This is a genomic window from Propioniciclava tarda (assembly GCF_900182665.1).
GTDB classification, from domain to species: Bacteria; Actinomycetota; Actinomycetes; order Propionibacteriales; family Propionibacteriaceae; genus Propioniciclava; species Propioniciclava tarda.
Window position 1 is genome coordinate 73,014 of the sequence record NZ_FXTL01000003.1, and the last position, 18,364, is coordinate 91,377.

Below are 18,364 nucleotides of genomic sequence, written 5' to 3' on the forward strand. Positions count from 1 at the left end.
TGACGTCGCATTCCGCGAACGGGCCTTGAGGAGCCACCATCACCAGCATTGTCGACGACGGATCGAACCTGCTGGCGTCGGACGCCGTGGGCGCGGTCTTGGCCGCTGCCGTCGACCACGCCGGGGGCGCGCTTGTCTCGTGGGCACTTGACCACATCGACACGAACCCTGGTCATTCGACGACGGCCACGTACGCCGCTGAGGTCGACTGGCCCTATGGACGCCGTGAGGAATTCCTCGGTGTCTCGGCACGCGCCGCTGGCGTGACGGCGTCCGACGAGCGGGCGCAGATCTTCGGCGACGGCGACCGCGAGGTGGCCGTGTGGATCTACCCCGACGACCCGGACCTGCCCGGCCTGCGCCGCGCGGCGTATCCGGAATCCGTGGCCCGGCTGCTCAACGAGTACTCGGTCACCGCCCAGCGGGCGCACGCGTCCGAGCTGGACCTGGAGATGATCGGCTACCGGCCACGGCGGCGGGCGGTGCTGCGGGTTTCCGTCGGCCATCCGCCCGAGACGTTCTTCATCAAGGTGCTGCGGGAGCAGCTGTTCCGCGCCGTCAGCGCCCGCCACCGGCTGCTGTTGGACGCCCGCGTGCCAGCCCCCGAGATCGCGGCGGCCACCCCGGATCACCTGCTGGTCCTGCGGCAGCTGCCGGGGCGTCCGCTGGCGAACGCCGTCTTCGACGACGTGGCCCCCTGCACCGCCGAGCAGCTGGTCGGCCTGCTGGACTCCTTCCCGGCGTCGGTCGCCAAACTCGAGCGACGGGCCCCGTGGGCGGACGCCGTGGGTCACTACGCCGAGATGGTGGCTGCCTCGCTCCCTGCCCTCGCCCCGAGGATGACATGGCTGACGCGCGAGATCGGCGACGGGCTGGCGTCCTATCCGCCCGGGGACGAGCCGACGCACGGTGACTTCCACGAGGGGCAGATCCACGTGGCCCGAGGACGGATCTGTGGCGTCCTCGACATCGACACGATCGGTCCCGGGCGGCGCGCCGACGACCTCGCGTGCCTGATCGCGCACCTGTCGACCATCCAGCACATGACGGCCAGCCAGGCCGAGCGGGTGCACACGCTCATCCGCGAGTGGGTGCCGGTCTTCGATCGCCGCGTGGACCCCATCGAGCTGCGGCTCCGAGCCGCCGCGGTCGTGATCTCGCTGGCCACCGGCCCCTACCGCGGCCAGGAGCCGGGCTGGGAGGGCGAGACCCGGCGCATGATCGACTCGGCCGAAGCGCTGGTCCGCCAAGTTCGCTGATTTGGTACGCGTCGGGCCGGCACGGTCGCCCGGCGATAGGGTGAGACGCATGACGGAACAAGCGCTGAAGCTTGCCGGCGACTTCGCGGCACCCACCCAGGAGCAGTGGGAGAAAGAGGTCCTGAAGGTCCTCAACCGCAGGCGTCCGGAAGGCACCGAACTCACCATCGATCAGGCGCTGGGGCGCCTGCGCTCGACCTCGGTCGACGGTTTGACGATCGAGCCCCTGTACACCGCGTCCGACGCCCCCGCGCCGCTCGGCTACCCGGGCGTGATGCCCTTCACCCGCGGCACCAAGGCGCGGCTGGGTTCCGGCTGGCTGGTCCGGGCGCTGCACGAGGACGGCGACGTCCGGGCGACGAACGCCGCCGTGCTGGACGACTTGTCCAACGGGGCCGGCTCGGTCTGGCTGCGGGTCGGGTCGGACGCCGTGGCGCCCGCCGATCTCGCGGCGGCCCTCGCCGGCGTGAAGCCCGAGATGTGCTGCATCGCGGTCTCGGGTGTGGAGGATCAGCAGGCCGGGGCGGACGCCCTCGCCGCGTTCTTCCGCGCGTCCGGGAAAGCGTCCGAGTGCTCAGGCAACCTGGGCATCGACCCGCTCGCGGTGGCCGCGCTGACCGGAACCCCGGCGAACCTGGGCGGCCTGGTCAAGGCCGTCACGACCGCCAAGGAGTTCGGCGACGTTCGCGGCCTCACGGTCGACGTGCTCGTCTACGACAACGCGGGGGCCGGCGACGTCGAGGTCCTGGCGTACGCGATCGCGTCCGGTCTGGAGTACGTGCGGGCGTTGGACGCCGGCGGCGTCAGCCCGTCGGTGGCCTTCTCGCAGATCACCTTCCGGGTCCCGGCAAACGCCGACCAGTTCACGACCATCGCCCGCCTGCGCGCGCTGCGCCGGCTGTGGGCACGCGTGGGCGAGGTGCTCGGGGTGCCCGACGCCGAGCGCGGCGGGGTCCAGCACGCCGTCACCTCGTGGCGCATGGTCACCCGCGACGACGCCTACGTGAACCTGCTGCGCGGCACGATCGCCACGTTCGCGGCGGCCGTCGGCGGCGCCGAGATCATCACGACGCTGCCGTTCGACACGGCCCACGGCCTGCCGAGCGAGCTCGGCCGTCGCATGGCGCGCAACACGCAGCTCGTGGCCATGGAGGAGTCCAACGTCGGTCGCGTGGCTGATCCGGCGGGTGGCTCCTGGTTTGTGGAGTCGCTGACCGATCAGCTGGCCACGAAGGCGTGGGCGCTCTTCCAGCAGCTCGAGGCCGCGGGCGGCATGGCCAAGGCGCTCGCCGACGGCCTGGTGGCGTCCCAGATCGCCGCGGTGAACGACGCCCGGGCCAAGGCCCTGGCGACCCGCAAGCAGCCCATCACGGGGGTGTCGATGTTCCCCCAGGCCGTCGAGCCGACGGTGGACGCCAAGCCGCGTCCGGCCGCCGTGGTCCGCGGTGGCCTGCAACCCAAGCGCGACGCCGAGGTGTTCGAGTCCCTCCGGGATCGCTCCGCGGCCGCGGGGCGTCCGCCGGTCTTCCTGGCGTGCCTCGGAGCCCGACGCGACTTCGGCGGACGCGAGCAGTTCGCGTCCAACCTGCTGCTGGTCGGCGGCTTCTCGCATCCGTCCAGCGAGGGCGGGACGCCGGCCGAGATCGCCGCGCAGGCCGCGGCGTCCGGCGCGAAGGTCGCGATCCTCTGCAGCTCCGCCAAGGTGTACGCCGACCAAGCCATCGCCGTCGCGACGGCGTTGAAGGAAGCCGGTGTCGACACGGTGTACCTCGCCGGACGCCTCAAGGAGGTCGGTGACGAGGCCGCGTCCGCCGTGATCGACGGCGAGATCTTCGACGGCATGGACGTGGTGGCCTTCACCGAGGCGACCCTGGACCGAGTGGAGGCCCACAAGTGAGCACTTTCCCGAGCTTCGAAACCGTCGAGCTGGGCGCGGCGGAGGTTCCCGCGGACGCGTCGTCCCGCTTCGAGCAGGTCCGCGACAGCCTGCCCACGGTCAGCGCCGGGTGGCAGACGCCGGAGCACATCCTGGTGCCGCCGCTGTACGACGACTCCGCGTACGAGGGCCTCGACTTCCTGGCCACCTACCCGGGTCTGCCGCCGTTCCTGCGCGGGCCGTACTCGACGATGTACGTGAACCAGCCCTGGACGGTCAGGCAGTACGCCGGCTTCTCCACGGCCGAGGAGTCGAACGCCTTCTACCGCCGCAACCTGGCGGCGGGCCAGAAGGGCCTGTCGGTCGCCTTCGACCTCGCGACCCACCGCGGCTACGACTCCGACCACCCGCGCGTCGTCGGCGACGTCGGCATGGCAGGCGTGGCCATCGACTCCATCCTCGACATGCGGCAGCTCTTCGACGGCATCCCGCTCGACCAGATGTCGGTCTCGATGACGATGAACGGCGCCGTGCTGCCGATCCTGGCGCTCTACGTGGTGGCCGCGGAGGAGCAGGGCGTCACGCCCGATCAGCTGGCCGGAACGATTCAGAACGACATTCTGAAGGAGTTCATGGTCCGCAACACCTACATCTATCCGCCGACCCCGAGCATGCGGATCATCTCCGACATCTTCGCGTTCACGTCCGCGAACATGCCGAAGTTCAACTCGATCTCGATCTCCGGCTACCACATGCAGGAGGCCGGGGCGACGGCCGACATCGAGATGGCGTACACGCTGGCCGACGGGGTGGAGTACATCCGCGCCGGTCAGAAGGTCGGACTCGACGTGGACGCCTTCGCGCCGCGCCTGAGCTTCTTCTGGGCCATCGGCATGAACTTCTTCATGGAGGTCGCCAAGATGCGCGCCGCCCGCATGCTGTGGGCGAAGCTCGTGAAGGACTCGGGCGCCAAGAACGCCAAGTCGATGTCGCTGCGCACGCACTCGCAGACGTCCGGGTGGTCGCTGACCGCCCAGGACGTCTACAACAACGTGATGCGAACCTGCCTGGAGGCCATGGCGTCCACGCAGGGCCACACGCAGTCGCTGCACACCAACGCGCTCGACGAGGCCATCGCGCTGCCGACCGACTTCTCGGCCCGCATCGCCCGCAACACTCAGCTGTTCATCCAGCAGGAGTCGGGCACGTGCGCTTCCGTCGACCCGTGGGCCGGCTCCGCGTACGTCGAGAAGCTGACGAACGACCTGGCCAACGCGGCCTGGAAGCTCATCGAGGAGGTCGAAGCCGCCGGCGGCATGGCCAAGGCGATCGAGGCCGGCATCCCCAAGATGCGCATCGAGGAGGCCGCCGCCCGGACCCAAGCCCGCATCGACTCCGGACGCCAGCCGCTCGTCGGCGTCAACTGCTACCTCGTGGAGAACGACGTCAAGCCTGAGGTGCTCAAGGTCGACAACAACTCCGTCCGCGACACCCAGATCGCCAAGTTGGCGCGGCTGCGCGCCGAGCGCGATCCGGACGCCGTGGCGGCCGCGCTGGCGAAGCTCACGTGGGCGGCCGAGAACGCCGATCCGACCGATCCCGAGCGGAACCTGCTCAAGCTGAGCATCGACGCTGCCCGCGCCAAGGCGACGGTCGGCGAGATCAGCGACGCGCTGGAGAAGGTGTTTGGGCGCTACACCGCGCAGATCCGTACGATCTCCGGCGTGTACAGCGCAGAGGCGGGGGAGACCTCGGCCGTGGCCAAGGCCCGGTCCCTGGTCGCCGACTTCGAGAAGGCCGAGGGACGCCGTCCGCGCATCTTGGTCGCCAAGATGGGCCAGGACGGCCACGACCGCGGTCAGAAGGTCATCGCGACGGCGTACGCCGACCTCGGCATGGACGTGGATGTCGGCCCGCTGTTCAGCACGCCCGAGGAGGTCGCCCGCCAGGCGATCGAGGCCGACGTGCACGTGGTCGGCGTCTCGTCGCTGGCGGCCGGACACCTCACCCTGGTGCCTGCGCTCCGTAAGGAGCTGGACGCCCAGGGCGCGAACGACATGATGATCGTGGTCGGCGGCGTCATCCCCGAGCAGGATTTCGACGAGCTCCGCGCCGCCGGGGCCGACGCGATCTACCCGCCCGGCACGGTGATCCCCGAGGCTGCGATCGACATGCTCACCAAGTTGGTGGCGAAGGCGACCGCGTGAGGAAGTCCCCGACGGTCGAGGAGTTGGCGGCGGGAGTCCTCGCCAACTCCCGGCCGCTGGTCGCAAAGGCCATCACCCTGGTCGAGTCGTCGCGTCCGGTCGATCGTGATCGCGCTCGCCAGCTCTTGACGGCCCTGAGTGACCACACCGGACGCGCCGTGCGGGTCGGCATCTCGGGGGTGCCCGGCGCTGGCAAGTCGACGTTCATCGACGCGATGGGACGCCGCCTCGTCGACCGCGGCCACAAGGTCGCGGTGCTGGCGGTCGACCCGTCGTCGACGCGCACGGGTGGCTCGATTCTGGGCGATCGCACCCGGATGGGCGAGCTAGCCTCCGAGCAGAACGTGTTCATCCGTCCGTCGCCGTCGGCGGGTCACCTGGGCGGCGTGGCGCGGGCGACCCGCGAGTCGATGCTCGTGCTGGAGGCGGCCGGCTACGACGTCGTGCTGGTCGAGACGGTGGGCGTGGGCCAGTCCGAGGTCGCGGTAGCCGACATGGTCGACACGTTCCTGCTGATCACGCTCGCTCGGGCCGGCGATCAACTGCAGGGCATCAAACGCGGGATTCTGGAGCTGGCCGACGTCATCACGGTCAACAAGGCCGACGGCGATCACGAGGCCGAGGCTCGCGTGGCGGCGCGCGACCTGGCGTCCGCGATGCGGCTGATGATCTCGGACCCCGCCGCGCGGCGTCCGCCGGTGTTGACGTCTTCGTCATACACGGGCATGGGGCTCGACGACGTCTGGGCCGCCATCCTGGAGCATCGGGTCTACGTCGAGGATCACGGGGGCCTGGCCGCCCGCCGCAACGCCCAGCAGCTCGAGTGGCTGTGGTCGCTCGTGGAGGACGGCGTGCTGGACGGCGTCCGACGCTCGGAGCGGGTCATGGCGATCCGGGGCGAGCTGGAGGCCAAGGTGGGGCACGGCGAACTCAGCGCGCTGGAGGCGTCCGAGGAACTGCTACAGGCGTTCGTCCAGGACGTTCCCCAGCTCTGGCCAATGGGGCGCTCAGACGAGGCCTGAGCCTCATGGCCGAGTCCTGATCTGACCGCCATGGTTCGGGCTTCGACGCTTGTCAGGACGTGGTTCAGGTGCTGCTCGCCGGTTGGTGGGGGCTCGTCGCCGGGCTCGCCCTCCTGCTCGGGGCGGTGCTGGGGCTGTACGCCCGGGCCAGCGTCCGGACCATCGGGCTCGTCATGGGCTTCGGCGCCGGCGTCCTGATGAGCGCGGTGGCGTTCGAGCTGACGTTGGAGTCGTTCGAGGGCGCTGGCCATCTCGCGACGATCACGGGCCTCGCGGCCGGTGCGCTGACGTTCTTCGTCGGCGACTGGCTGATCGACGCCTGGGGCGGTCATCGCCGCAAGAGCCCCACGATGCAGACGCACGCGTCCGCCGGGGGAGCGTCGGCGCTCGTGCTGGGCGCGATGCTCGACGGCATCCCGGAGTCGGCGGCGGCCTCATGCTCGTGGCCGGCTTCACCGCGGCCTTCGTGCTGAGCCACGCTACCGCCCACCAACCTCGCGTTGGCTAGGCTGGGACTTTCACCGCGTCCCGATCGTGGACGCCCCGGAAAGGACCGGCGATGCTCTCGGACGCCCCCGTGGTCACGGCTGATCCCTCAGCCCCCATCGCGATCATCGCGGGAACGGGGTTCTACAACCTGGCCCAGCTGACCGATCCGACGATGCGCGACGTCGAGACCGCGTACGGGCCCGCCCGCTACGTCGAGGGCACCTGGCACGGCGTCCGGGTGCTGTTCTTGACCCGGCACGGAGCGGGGCATTCCGTGCCGCCCCATCTGGTGAACTACCGGGCGAACATCGCCGCCCTCGCCGACGCCGGCGTCCGGGACGTCTTCGCCATCAACGCCGTCGGCTCGATCGACACCTCGCTCGCCAACGGCGCACTGGTCTGCCTGGACGACTTCCTCGACTTCACCAAGTCGCGGGTGCTGACGTTCTTCGACGGGTCTGGTCCGCGCGGCGTCGTCCACGTCGACGTCGCCGACGCCTACCATCCGGCGCTGCGTCGCGAGCTCTTGGACGCCGCCGCCGCGGTCGGCGTCCAGCTGCGGGACGGGGGCGTCTACGCCTGCTTCGAGGGGCCGCGGTTCGAGTCGCCCGCGGAGGTGCGCATGGCCGCGCTGCTCGGCGCGCACGTGGCCGGGATGACGGGGGTGCCCGAGGTGACGCTCGCCGTCGAGGCCGGGCTGCGCTACGCCGCGGTCTCGTTGGTCTGCAATCCCTGCGCCGGGTTGTCAGACGTCCCGATCACGATTGAGGACGTGAACGCCGTGCTCGCGGCGTCCGGCGAGCGTGTGCTGGCCGTGTTGGACGAGGTGCTCGCGCGGAGGGCCGCATGACCACGTTGCTGAAGAACTGCGCCTACGTCGTCACCCTGGACGCCGACGCGTCCGTGCTGCGCGACGTCGACGTGCTCATCGACGCCGGACGGATCGCCCGGATCATCGACGCACGCGACCCGCTGGCCGAGCCCATCGAAACCCTTGACGAGACCATCGACTGCTCGCGGCGCGTGGTCATGCCGGGGCTGGTCAACCTGCACACCCACCTGGCGATGACGCTCCTGCGCGGCCTCGCCGAGGACGTCGATCTCGACGGCTTCCTCACTAGGGTCTGGGCCGCCGAGGGCGCCATCATGGACGCCGCCACCGTCCGGCTCGGCACGTCGCTGGGCGCCTTGGAGTCGCTGCGCGCCGGCACCACGATGGCCGCAGACATGTACTTTCATCCGGACGCGGGCCGCGCGGGTGCCGCCGAGGTGGGGCTGCGCCTGGCCACGGGACCCGTCCTGTTCGACGGCCCCGGCCCGGACGGCCTCGCCTGGGAGCGCCGCCTCGCCGACGTCGAAGCCTGGCCCGCCCTCGCCCGGACGCTCGGCGGTCCGGACGCTCCCGATCTCGCTTGCCCGCACAGCACCTATCTCGTCTCGCCCGGACACCTCGCCGACCTGGGCCAGGTGGTCCGCGTCTGGCGGCGTCCGCTGATTCACACCCACGTCAGCGAGACCGCCGCCGAGAACGCCCAGGTCATCGCCCAGACCGGACGCCGCCCCGTCCAGGTGCTGGCCGACGCCGGATTGCTGGACGGGACGATCGGCCTGGTGTTCGGCCACGGCGTCCATCTGGACCTCGCGTCCGATCCGGCGCTGATCGGCGGCCACGCCACCATCGCGCACTGCCCGGCGTCCAACCTGAAGCTGGCCTCGGGCGCGCTGCACTGGGCGGCGTCCGTCTCTGCCGGCCTGGCGCTCGGCATCGGCACGGACGGCACGAGCTCCTCCAACGATCTCGACCTATGGGTCGCGATGCGGCTCGCCGCGATGCTCGCCCGGCTCACCTCGGGGCGTCCGGACGCCGTGACTTCCGTCGACATCCTGCGGGCGGCGACGCAGGTCGGCGCCCGCGCGCTCGGCATGGGCGACCGGCTGGGCAGCGTCGAGGTCGGCAAGGACGCGGACCTGCTCCTGATCGACTTGGACGCCGAGCACCTGACCCCGGTCCACGACGTGCACGCGCTGCTGGTCTTCGCGGCCGGCCGCTCGGACGTCTCCGACGTGTTCGTCGCGGGGGAGCGGGTCATCGCCGACCGGGTGTCCACGACGGTCGACGCCGAAGCCCTGCGGGCGCAGTCGCGCGAGCGTGCCGCCGCCGCTGTCGAGGCATGGCCATGAGCTGGCCGGACGCGTCCGCGACGCCCCAAGAAGTCATCGACCGCTTCGGCCTCGAGCCGCTGGCGATCGAGGGCGGCTGGTGGGGCACGATCGAGCGGACCGCGGCTGGCAACGGCATCTGGTTCCTGATGACCCCGGACGGCGCCGGCTTCTCCGCGCTGCACCGCCTGTCGGTCACCGAGACCTGGACCTGGCTCGCCGGAGCCCCGGCGTCCATGCTCCTCTTGAGTGACGCGTCCCGCGACGTGACGTTGGACGCCGCCCGGCCGGGTGTCGTCGTCGAACCCGGCACCTGGCAGGGGGCCTCCACCCTGGGCGAGTGGACGCTCGTCGCCTGCTGGTGCGTCCCGGCTTTCACCGACGACTGCTTCGAGCTGGGTGCCCGGGCCGATCTGGCCGCCCGCCACCGCGAGCTGGCCGGACGCATCACAGAGCTGACCCGATCATGAGCCGCCACGCCCTGGTCACGGGCGCCACCGGCGGGCTCGGACGGGCCCTCTGCCGAGCCCTCGCCGAGACCGGCTGCGACGTCACGGTCCACCATCGATCGGACGCCGCCGGCGCGGCCCTCCTGGCCGACGACTTGCGTCGACTCGGCCGCCGGGCGGCGGTCGTTGCCCAGGACCTGGCGGTCGACGACGTGGACGCCGCGTGCGCCGCCCTGCTGGACGCCGCCGAGCGCGAGCTCGGACCGGTCGACGTGGTCGTCGCCAACGCGTCCAGCCAGGAGCTGACCCCCTGGGCCGACCTGGACGCCGTCGCCTGGGACCGCCTCTACTCCGGGACGCTGCGCCATACCGCCTCGCTCATCCACGCCGCCGCGCGCAGGATGACGCCGGAGCGGCGTCCGGCCATCGTCGTGGTCGGCAGCATCGAGGGGTTCCGCCCGGCGCCGGGCCACGCGGCGTACGCAGTCTTCAAGGCGGCCGCCAACGCGCTCGTCGCCGCGGCAGCTCAAGAACTCGGACGCCGCGGCGTCCGCGTCGTCGGGGTAGCGCCCGGACTCATCGAGCGGCCGGGGCTCGCCGAGGAGTGGCCGGACGGACACGGGCGGTGGTCGCAGACCGTGCCCCTGGGGCGTCCGGTGACGCCGGACGAAGTGGCGGCCGCGGTGGCGTTCCTGGCATCGCCGGCGGCGTCCGGAGTCACGGGGACGACTCTGGTCGTGGACGCCGGTTGGTCCGCTGCGCCGGGTTGGTGACGACTTTGCCGAAGATTCACAATTTTCGGGTGAAGATGGGACTCGCGGAGCCCCGCTTCGATCGTTAGGGTTCATGCTCGGGGTTGCGCGCTCTACAATCAACGAGCCGGTTGTCATACAACTGCTCGAGACCAGAGCCGTGAGCACCCGGTACCCATGGAAACATCCTCGGCAGTCGAGGGAACGAAGGAGTATCCCGAATGAAAGCAATTCGCGCCCTGGCGCTGGCGGCAGCCGCCGCACTGGCCCTGTCCGGTTGCGCCGGAGGCACAGCGGCCGCCCCGGCAGCTGAGTGCGGAACCGCCGACGCCTTCTGCATCGGTCTCGTGACCGACAGCGGCAAGGTGGACGACAAGTCCTTCAACCAGTCCGCCTGGGAAGGCGTCCAGGCTGCCGTGAAGGCCATCCCCGGCTCCCAGTCGAAGTACGTCGAGACCACCGACACCAAGGACTACGCGGCGAACATCAAGCAGTTCACCGACAAGAAGTACAACGTCGTCGTGACTGTCGGCTTTCTGATGACCGAGGCCACCCAGGCCGCGGCCAAGGCCAACCCGAACGTCAAGTTCATCGGCATCGACCAGTTCCAGGACACCGCCAAGGTCGGGGAGATCGCCAACCTGGCCGGTCTGACGTTCCCCGAGGACCAGGCTGGCTACGCAGCCGGCGTCCTCGCCGCCAAGCTGAGCAAGACCAAGGTGCTCGGCCAGGTGCTCGGCATGCAGATCGCCCCCGTCGAGAAGTTCGCCAAGGGCTTCGAGGCTGGCGCCAAGTCGGTCGCCTCTGACATCAAGGTCATCACGGTCTACCACCCCGCTGGCGACAACGCGTTCACCGATCCGGCGTGGGGCGCCGCCGAGGCGCAGAAGCAGCTGGACCAGAAGGCCGACGTGATCTTCGGCGCCGGCGGCAAGACCGGCAACGGTGCGCTGGGCCAGGTCGCCAAGGCGTCCGGTGCGGGCGAGTCGATCTTCTGCATCGGCGTCGACACCGACCAGTGGAACACGGTTCCCGAGGCGCAGAAGTGCCTCGTGACCTCCGCGATGAAGCTCATTTCCGAGGGCACCGCCGATCAGATCAAGGCCATCAAGGGCGCCACCTTCAAGGGCGGCAACGTGACGGGCAAGGCCGGCCTCGCCGAGTACCACGCGTTCGACAGCAAGGTCCCGGCTGACGTCAAGGACGCCGTGTCCAAGGTCGTCGCCGACCTCAAGTCCGGCGCGCTGCAGACCGGTGTCAAGCTCGGCTGAGCCTGACTGAACACCATGGTTGACGGCGGGTACCGCAGGTGCCCGCCGTCAACCCGTTTTGAACCAACCCCTCCACCTACGTTTCGCGCACCCTGGGGAGCCCCATGAGCCAACAGCGGCCAACGTCGACGCTAGCTAGGTTCCAGTCATTCCTGGTCCCGGTCCTGGCACTCGTCGTGGCATTCACCATCGGTGGGATCCTGATTTCGCTGCAAGGCGTGAATCCGTTCCTCGCCTACAAGTCGCTCTTCTCGTCCGCCTGGTTCACCAGCGACGGCCTGCTGCGCACCCTGCAGAAGACGACGCCGTTGATCCTGACCGGCCTCGCGGTGGCGATCCCCCTCAAGATCGGCCTGTTCAACATCGGCGCGCAGGGTCAGCTGATCCTGGGCGGCCTGATGACGGCCTGGATCGGCTACTCGCTGAACCTGCCGGGCATCCTCCTGATCCCGCTGTCGATCCTGGGTGGCATCTTCTTCGGCGCGCTGTGGGCCTGGGTGGCCGGCATCCTCAAGGCGAAGCGCAACGTCCACGAGGTCATCAGCACGATCATGCTGAACTCGATCGCGGCTGGCCTCGTCGACTTCTTCATCAGCGGGCCCATGAAGGAGCCCGATCAGTCCATCCCCAGGACTCCCCAGATTCACTCGGGCGCCATGCTGCCCAACCTCGGCTTCATCCCGATCGGCTTCCCGGTGGCCATCGCGCTGGCGATCGCCGTCTGGTGGATGCTCAAGCGGACGGTCCTCGGCTTCCAGTTCATCACCGTGGGTGAGAACTCCCACGCCGCCCGGTACGCCGGCATCGACATCGCCAAGACGATCATGCTGGGCATGGTCTTGGCCGGTGGCCTGGCGGGCCTCGGCGGCGCCATCGAGACGATGGGCGTCACCCACCGCTACGAGTCGGGCTTCAACGCGGGCCTCGGCTTCGACGGCATCACGATCGCGCTGCTGGCCCGGGGCAACCCGCTCGGCACCATCCCGGCGGCCATCCTGGTAGCGACCCTGCGCGCTGGCGCAGCCAGCCTGCAGTTCGACACCGGCATCCAGCCGGAGGTGGTCGACATGCTCCTGGCCATCACGCTGCTGCTCGTGTCCATCCCGATCCTGTCGGGCCTGCTGGGCAAGAAGAGCTCCGAGCCGCCCGCAGTGACCCCCGTCAGCAAGGAGGAGGTGCCGGCATGACCGACTTCATCCGCAACAACCGCGTCGCCGTCATCGGCGCCGCCGTCGTCCTGCTCGCTTGCATCGTGCTGACGCTCGTAGCCGGCACCGACTCCGACATCGTGCGCAAGACCACGTCGATCCTGCGCTTCGCGTGGACGTTCGCGATCCCGCTCGTCTTGGCGGCCCTGGTCGGCGTGATCGGCGAGCGCTCCGGCGTCGTCAACATCGGCATCGAGGGCCAGATCCTCGCCTCCGCCTTCGCGGGTTTCTTCGTCGCCGCGGCGTCCGGCAGCGTCTGGATCGGCATCCTCGCCGGCCTGCTGACCGGCATGGTGATGGGCGCCTTCCTCGCGTGGCTGTGCGTCCGTCTCCGGATGGACCAGATCATCGCCGGCGTCGTGTTGAACATCGTCGCGACGGGCATCACGTCGTTCTACTACGTCCAGGGCAAGTCGCTGCCGTCCGGGGTTCCGGTCTGGGAGGTCCCCCTGCTCAGCAAGATCCCGATCATCGGACCGGTCTTCTTCCGGGGCGGCCCCATCGCGTTGGGCACCCTGGTGGTCGTCGTCGGACTGGTATTCGCCCTGTTCCACACCCGCTGGGGCCTGCGGACGCGCGCCATCGGCGAGTACCCGACGGCCGCCGACACCGCCGGCATCAACGTCAACCTGATGCGCTTCGTCAACGTCACGATGGCCGGCCTGCTCGCCGGAGCGGCCGGTGCGGTCCTGTCGATGGAGCAGAGCTCGACCTTCGAGCGCGGCATGAGCGCCGGCAAGGGCTTCTTGGCCTTGGCGATCATGATCTTCGGTGCCTGGTTCCCGGGCCGCGCCTTCTTCGCCGCGCTCTTCTTCGGCCTGATGTCGGGTCTCGCGTCGCAGTTGCAGGCGGACAAGGTCGTCAACATCCCGCAGCAGTTCATCAACCTGCTGCCGTTCGTGCTGACGCTGATCATCTTGTCCGTCGCGGCCGGTCGGGTTCGCCCGCCTGCGGCGTCCGGCCAACCGTTCGTCAAGGGAGAGGGGTCGTGATGGCCGAGCGCATTCTCGACATCGAGGGCCTGGTCAAGGTCTACGGCACGGTTCGGGCCAACGACGGCATCACGTTGCACGTCAACCGGGGCGAGATCGTCGCCCTGCTCGGCGAGAACGGCGCCGGCAAGTCGACCCTGGTCAAGCAGATCTTCGGCCTCGTCATCCCCGACTCGGGCACGATCTCCATCAACGGCAGCGTGGCGAAGATCAAGGACCCGACGGACGCCATCGCGCGCGGCGTCGGCATGGTGCATCAGCACTTCCAGCTCGTCCCGGTCATGACCGTCGCCGAGAACGTCGTCCTGGGCAACGAGCCCCTCAAGGGCCTGCGCCTGGACCTCAGCTCGGCACGGGAGCTGGTGCGCACGATCTCCGAGCGCCACGGCCTCGAGGTCGACCCGGACGCCATCATCGAAGACCTCCCGGTCGGGACGCAGCAGCGCGTCGAGATCATCAAGGCGCTGTCCAGGAAGGTTGAGCTGCTGATCCTGGACGAGCCGACCGCCGTTCTGACGCCGCAGGAGACCGACGAGCTCCTCGCCGTCATGAAGGAGCTGGCCGCCGCCGGCACCGCGATCGTCTTCATCACGCACAAGCTCCGCGAGGTGCTCGCTGTGGCCGATCGCGTCTACGTCCTGCGTCGCGGCAAGACCGTAGGCGAGGTCAAGGCGTCCGAGACGGACGCCGCGGGCCTCGCTCAGTTGATGGTCGGCCGCACGGTGGTCCTCCAGGTGGACAAGGAGGACCCGAAGGTCGGCGCCGAGGTGCTCAAGGTCACCGACCTCGAGGTCATGGACGACCGCCACCTGAAGGCCGTCAACGGCTTCAACCTCACGGTGAACGCCGGCGAGATCGTGGGCGTGGCCGGAGTCGAGGGCAACGGCCAGCGCGAGCTGGTGGAGGCCATCGCGGGCATGCGGCGTCCGGTCAAGGGAGCGATCGCGCTCGGCGGCGTCGACATCACGCTCGCGAATCCGTACCAGACGCACGCCGCCGGCCTCGGCCACATCCCCGAGGACCGCGAGAAGCACGGCCTGGTCTCGGACTACTCCATCGCCGACAACCTCGTGCTGAACCGCTTCGACGAGCCCGAGTTCCGCAATGGACCCGTCCGCGACACCGCGGCCATCAACGCGAACGCCGACAACTGGATCAAGACCTTCGACATCCGGACGCCGTCGGGCGACCTGCCGGCGTCCAGCCTGTCGGGTGGCAACAAGCAGAAGGTGGTCGTCGCCCGCGAGATGAGCATCGAACCGCGGCTGCTGCTCGCTGCGCAGCCGACCCGTGGCGTGGACGTGGGCTCGATCGAGTTCATCCACCGCCGCATCGTCGAGGCGCGCGACCGGGGTGCCGCCGTGCTCCTGGTCTCGGCCGAACTGGACGAGATCCTCGGCCTCGCCGACCGCATTGCGGTGATCCACTCCGGCAAGGTCGTCAAGGAAATGCCGGCCGAGGGCGCCGACCGGACCTACATCGGCGAGCTGATGGCGGGCGGCCATTAGCCGCGACGTCGACTGGGACGCCCTCCGGGCCACGGCACGGAGGGCGTCCGAGTGCGCGTACGCGCCCTACTCCAAGTTCCACGTCGGCGCGGCCGCGCTGGTCGACGACGGTCGCGTCGTCAGCGGCTGCAACGTCGAGAACGCGGGCTACGGAGTCACGCTGTGCGCGGAGTGCGGCCTGATCAGCGAACTGGTCCTGGGCGGGGGTGGACGCCTCGTCGCGTTCACCTGCGTTAACGGCGCGGGCGACGTCATCATGCCGTGCGGCCGCTGCCGCCAGCTGCTGTGGGAGCACGGGGGAGCCGCGCTGCTCATCGAAACGCCGCGCGGCGTCCAGACGATGGACGCCGTGCTGCCGCAGGCGTTCGGCCCCGACGACCTCGGGATCCGCTGAATGGGGCTCGATCAGCAGCTGATCCGCGCTCTGCCCAAGGTCGCTCTGCACGAGCATCTGGACGGTGCCCTGCGCCCCGCGACCGTCGTCGAGCTCGCTGCCGAGGACGGGCATCAACTTCCTACGACCGACCCGGACGCCCTGGGCCGCTGGTTCTTCGACGCCGCCGATTCCGGCTCGCTCGTCCGCTACCTCGAGACCTTCGAACACACGCTGGCCTGCATGCAGACGCGTGAGCACCTCGTCCGGGTCACCCGAGAGTTCGTCGAGGACTCGGCATCCGACGGCATCGTCTACGTCGAGGCCCGGTGGGCTCCCGAACAGCATCTGCGCGGCGGATTGAGCCTCGCGGACGCCGTCGAAGCCGTCCGCGACGGTCTGGTCGAGGGCATGGACGCCGCCGCGAGCGCGGGGCGTCCGCTCGTCGCGCAGCAGATCGTGTCGTCCATGCGGCACCTGCCGCCGCGCCGCGACGTCGCCGAACTCGCCGTCATCTACCGCGACGACACGGTGTGCGGCTTCGATATCGCGGGGCCTGAGGCGGGGTTCCCGCCCAGCCTGCAGGCGTCCACGTTCGACTTCTTGCGGCGCAGCAACGTGCCGTACACGATCCACGCGGGGGAGGCCGCCGGCGTCGAGTCCATCTGGGAGGCCGTGCATCTGTGCGGGGCGAACCGGCTGGGGCACGGCGTCCGTCTTCTCGAGGACGCCGACGGCGGCCGGCTCGGACGGGTGGCCCAGTATGTGCTGGACCGGCAGCTCCCGTTGGAGGTCTGCCCGACCTCCAACCTCCAGACGGGCGTCTGTTCGTCCGTCGCGGATCACCCGATCGGACGCCTCGCAGCGCTCGGCTTCAACGTCACGGTGAGCTGCGATAACAGGCTGATGAGCTCGACGACGCTCTCGCGGGAGCTCGCGCTCGCCTCGGACGCGTTTGGCTGGGGGCTGGACGACTTACGACGGCTCACGCTCAACGCGGCGCGTTCGGCCTTCTACCGCTACGACAAGCGGGAACGGCTCATCGCCGACGTGATCCTTCCCGGCTTCGAGCGGGCGGGCGTCGCTACTTCTTCGTGAAGGTCGGCACGATCCCGTTGAAGCCGATGGACCAGCCGAAGCCGTGGGCGATGATGTACGACAGGCCCAGCAAGATCGCCAGGACGACGATCGCGAACAGCGCATAGGCGATCGCGCGGTGCAGCCCCCGGCGACCTCCACTGACCTGGTCGTTCAACGCACCATCGGCAAAGGCCAGGTTCCGGAGCCCGATCGTGTACAGAGACGGCAGGCCGGCGCCCAGCAACAGGCAGGTCAGCAGGACACGCCAGGCGCCGTCGACGGCGGCAAGAAACTGATCCATCAGACGCTCGCCTTCTCGGGTGCCGGGGTGGTGGGCTCCCACTCGTCGTTGACGTTGTGGGGGTCGACGATGTCGCGACGGCTGTGCAGGAACATCCACAGCGCAAGCCCGACCATGATGCCGAAGATGACGATCGGTCCCCAGATGGGCCCGAGCAGCGGGTCGAGCAGGTACATCAGGGCGCCGACCGCGCCTGCGCACGGCAGGGTGATCAGCCAGGCGATGACCATGCGTCCGGCCACGCGCCAGCGCACCTTGCCGCCGGGCGCGCCCAGCCCGGTGCCCATGATGGATCCGGTGGCGACGTGCGTCGTCGACAGGGCGAAGCCCAACTGGCTCGACGCGAGGATGACGCAGGCGGAGGACGACTCAGCGGCCACGCCCTGCGGCGGGGAGATCTCGACGAGGCCCTTGCCCATCGTGCGGATGATGCGCCAGCCGCCGAGGAAGGTGCCGAGCGCGATGGCGATGGCGCAAGCGACCTTGACCTCCCAGGGAATCGCGTGGGTGTCGTGCCACATCCCCGCCCCGATGAGGGCCAGCGTGATGACGCCCATCGTCTTCTGGGCGTCGTTCGTGCCGTGCGACAGCGACACCAGGGACGCCGTGCCGATCTGTCCCCACTTGAAGCCCGCGTTGGCGTAGCGCTGCGAGATCGTGCGGCTCAGTCGCATGACGAGCCAGGTGCCCGTCGCGGCGACGATCCCGGCGATGACGGGAGCAAAGAGGGCGGGCAGGACGACCTTGCCGATCACGCCGTCCAGCTTCGCGCCGGTGCCGATCCACTTGACCGCGTTCGGGCCGACGGCCGCGAGCGTCGAGCCGATGAGGCCGCCGAACAGGGCGTGCGAGGAGCTCGACGGCAGGCCGAACAGCCAGGTGAGGAGGTTCCACGTGATCGCGCCCGCCAGGCCAGCCAGCAGGATCACCAGCAGCAGGTGGCCACCGCCGGCGAGGAACTCGCCCTTGGGCGAGCCATCCGCGTTCTGGATCTTGATCACCGAGTTGGTGACCGTGAGGGCCACCTCGACGGACAGAAAAGCGCCGACCAAGTTGAGGACGGCGCTCAGGGTGACCGCTGCCTTGGGGGTCAGCGCTCGGGTGGCGATCGACGTCGCCATGGCGTTCGCGGTGTCGTGGAAGCCGTTGGTGAAATCGAAGGCGAGTGCGGTGAGCACGACCAGTCCCAGCAGGATCAACTCGGGGGTCACGTTGCTCATCGTAAGGGCATCCGAGCGCCCGTCTGCAACCGTCCGGACGCCTCCCGTTGCCGCCCCGTTCATGCCGGACGCCTCCGGGGGAACGTTTGCCCTACTGGGAGCACTAGTTCTCCTTGCCGATACGGAAAGGGCTTGTCAGACGGGGATTTCGTGCCGTGTCGGTTCGATCCGTCCCAACATCGACGCCGCCGACCGTC

17 protein-coding genes are annotated in these 18,364 nt (G+C 69.7%); 15 read left to right on the forward strand and 2 right to left on the reverse strand.

Annotated features, from left to right (window positions below; translation table 11 throughout):
- Positions 1–38 precede the first annotated feature (38 nt).
- The 15 genes from FN821_RS04050 (at position 39) to FN821_RS04120 (ending at position 16,664) form a co-directional block, all read left to right on the forward strand.
- Entirely contained in the window at positions 39–1,259 is a 1,221-nt protein-coding gene (locus FN821_RS04050; RefSeq protein ID WP_131171335.1) for a phosphotransferase, read from the forward strand.
- Between the two features lie 49 nt (positions 1,260–1,308).
- Complete coding sequence (gene mutA / locus FN821_RS04055; protein ID WP_131171334.1) at positions 1,309–3,156, forward strand: methylmalonyl-CoA mutase small subunit; 1,848 nt, start codon at positions 1,309–1,311, stop codon at positions 3,154–3,156.
- Entirely contained in the window at positions 3,153–5,342 is a 2,190-nt protein-coding gene (gene scpA / locus FN821_RS04060; RefSeq protein ID WP_131171333.1) for a methylmalonyl-CoA mutase, read from the forward strand. The genes mutA and scpA overlap by 4 nt, the downstream gene beginning before the upstream one ends.
- Entirely contained in the window at positions 5,339–6,364 is a 1,026-nt protein-coding gene (gene meaB / locus FN821_RS04065; protein ID WP_131171332.1) for a methylmalonyl Co-A mutase-associated GTPase MeaB, read from the forward strand. Before scpA ends, meaB begins: the two co-directional genes overlap by 4 nt.
- A gap of 59 nt (positions 6,365–6,423) precedes the next feature.
- Positions 6,424–6,837, forward strand: coding sequence for a ZIP family metal transporter (locus FN821_RS04070; protein WP_131171331.1), 414 nt, complete (start codon positions 6,424–6,426; stop codon positions 6,835–6,837).
- 86 nt (positions 6,838–6,923) lie between these two features.
- On the forward strand, positions 6,924–7,703 hold the full coding sequence (locus tag FN821_RS04075) for an S-methyl-5'-thioinosine phosphorylase (RefSeq protein WP_131171330.1): 780 nt from the start codon (positions 6,924–6,926) through the stop codon (positions 7,701–7,703).
- The gene (locus FN821_RS04080) at positions 7,700–9,034 is read left to right on the forward strand and encodes an amidohydrolase family protein (protein WP_131171329.1); all 1,335 of its coding nucleotides are present in this window, start codon (positions 7,700–7,702) and stop codon (positions 9,032–9,034) included. The genes FN821_RS04075 and FN821_RS04080 overlap by 4 nt, the downstream gene beginning before the upstream one ends.
- Positions 9,031–9,483 (forward strand): cupin domain-containing protein, encoded by a 453-nt coding sequence (locus tag FN821_RS04085; protein WP_165489236.1) that lies wholly within the window; start codon positions 9,031–9,033, stop codon positions 9,481–9,483. Before FN821_RS04080 ends, FN821_RS04085 begins: the two co-directional genes overlap by 4 nt.
- Positions 9,480–10,235, forward strand: a complete 756-nt coding sequence (locus tag FN821_RS04090) for an SDR family NAD(P)-dependent oxidoreductase (protein WP_131171327.1) — start codon at positions 9,480–9,482, stop codon at positions 10,233–10,235. Before FN821_RS04085 ends, FN821_RS04090 begins: the two co-directional genes overlap by 4 nt.
- A gap of 200 nt (positions 10,236–10,435) precedes the next feature.
- Complete coding sequence (locus FN821_RS04095) at positions 10,436–11,485, forward strand: BMP family ABC transporter substrate-binding protein (protein ID WP_131171326.1); 1,050 nt, start codon at positions 10,436–10,438, stop codon at positions 11,483–11,485.
- A 176-nt stretch (positions 11,486–11,661) separates the two neighbouring features.
- Entirely contained in the window at positions 11,662–12,672 is a 1,011-nt protein-coding gene (locus FN821_RS04100) for an ABC transporter permease (protein ID WP_165489235.1), read from the forward strand.
- Positions 12,669–13,685 carry an ABC transporter permease gene (locus FN821_RS04105; protein ID WP_131171324.1) on the forward strand — a complete coding sequence of 339 codons (1,017 nt, stop codon included), beginning with the start codon at positions 12,669–12,671 and terminating at the stop codon, positions 13,683–13,685. The genes FN821_RS04100 and FN821_RS04105 overlap by 4 nt, the downstream gene beginning before the upstream one ends.
- Positions 13,685–15,193, forward strand: a complete 1,509-nt coding sequence (locus FN821_RS04110; protein ID WP_131171323.1) for an ABC transporter ATP-binding protein — start codon at positions 13,685–13,687, stop codon at positions 15,191–15,193. Before FN821_RS04105 ends, FN821_RS04110 begins: the two co-directional genes overlap by 1 nt.
- Complete coding sequence (locus tag FN821_RS04115; protein WP_131171322.1) at positions 15,189–15,587, forward strand: cytidine deaminase; 399 nt, start codon at positions 15,189–15,191, stop codon at positions 15,585–15,587. Before FN821_RS04110 ends, FN821_RS04115 begins: the two co-directional genes overlap by 5 nt.
- Positions 15,588–16,664 (forward strand): adenosine deaminase, encoded by a 1,077-nt coding sequence (locus FN821_RS04120; protein ID WP_131171321.1) that lies wholly within the window; start codon positions 15,588–15,590, stop codon positions 16,662–16,664.
- Here the strand turns inward: FN821_RS04120 and FN821_RS04125 are convergent.
- Entirely contained in the window at positions 16,651–16,947 is a 297-nt protein-coding gene (locus tag FN821_RS04125) for a hypothetical protein (protein WP_131171320.1), read from the reverse strand. The two genes, FN821_RS04120 and FN821_RS04125, sit on opposite strands and share 14 nt — an antisense overlap.
- On the reverse strand, positions 16,947–18,158 hold the full coding sequence (locus FN821_RS04130) for an inorganic phosphate transporter (protein WP_131171319.1): 1,212 nt from the start codon (positions 18,156–18,158) through the stop codon (positions 16,947–16,949). Before FN821_RS04130 ends, FN821_RS04125 begins: the two co-directional genes overlap by 1 nt.
- Between the last annotated feature and the right edge of the window lie 206 nt (positions 18,159–18,364).

What these genes read in the sequence shown, in the direction of transcription:
- FN821_RS04120 (WP_131171321.1), top strand. Translation starts at nt 15,588, where the DNA reads ATGGGGCTCGATCAGCAGCTGATCCGCGCTCTGCCCAAGGTCGCTCTG.
- FN821_RS04075 (WP_131171330.1), top strand. Translation starts at nt 6,924, where the DNA reads ATGCTCTCGGACGCCCCCGTGGTCACGGCTGATCCCTCAGCCCCCATC.
- FN821_RS04085 (WP_165489236.1), top strand. Translation starts at nt 9,031, where the DNA reads ATGAGCTGGCCGGACGCGTCCGCGACGCCCCAAGAAGTCATCGACCGC.
- FN821_RS04080 (WP_131171329.1), top strand. Translation starts at nt 7,700, where the DNA reads ATGACCACGTTGCTGAAGAACTGCGCCTACGTCGTCACCCTGGACGCC.
- FN821_RS04125 (WP_131171320.1), bottom strand. Translation starts at nt 16,947, where the DNA reads ATGGATCAGTTTCTTGCCGCCGTCGACGGCGCCTGGCGTGTCCTGCTG.
- FN821_RS04110 (WP_131171323.1), top strand. Translation starts at nt 13,685, where the DNA reads ATGGCCGAGCGCATTCTCGACATCGAGGGCCTGGTCAAGGTCTACGGC.
- FN821_RS04105 (WP_131171324.1), top strand. Translation starts at nt 12,669, where the DNA reads ATGACCGACTTCATCCGCAACAACCGCGTCGCCGTCATCGGCGCCGCC.
- FN821_RS04090 (WP_131171327.1), top strand. Translation starts at nt 9,480, where the DNA reads ATGAGCCGCCACGCCCTGGTCACGGGCGCCACCGGCGGGCTCGGACGG.
- mutA (WP_131171334.1), top strand. Translation starts at nt 1,309, where the DNA reads ATGACGGAACAAGCGCTGAAGCTTGCCGGCGACTTCGCGGCACCCACC.
- FN821_RS04095 (WP_131171326.1), top strand. Translation starts at nt 10,436, where the DNA reads ATGAAAGCAATTCGCGCCCTGGCGCTGGCGGCAGCCGCCGCACTGGCC.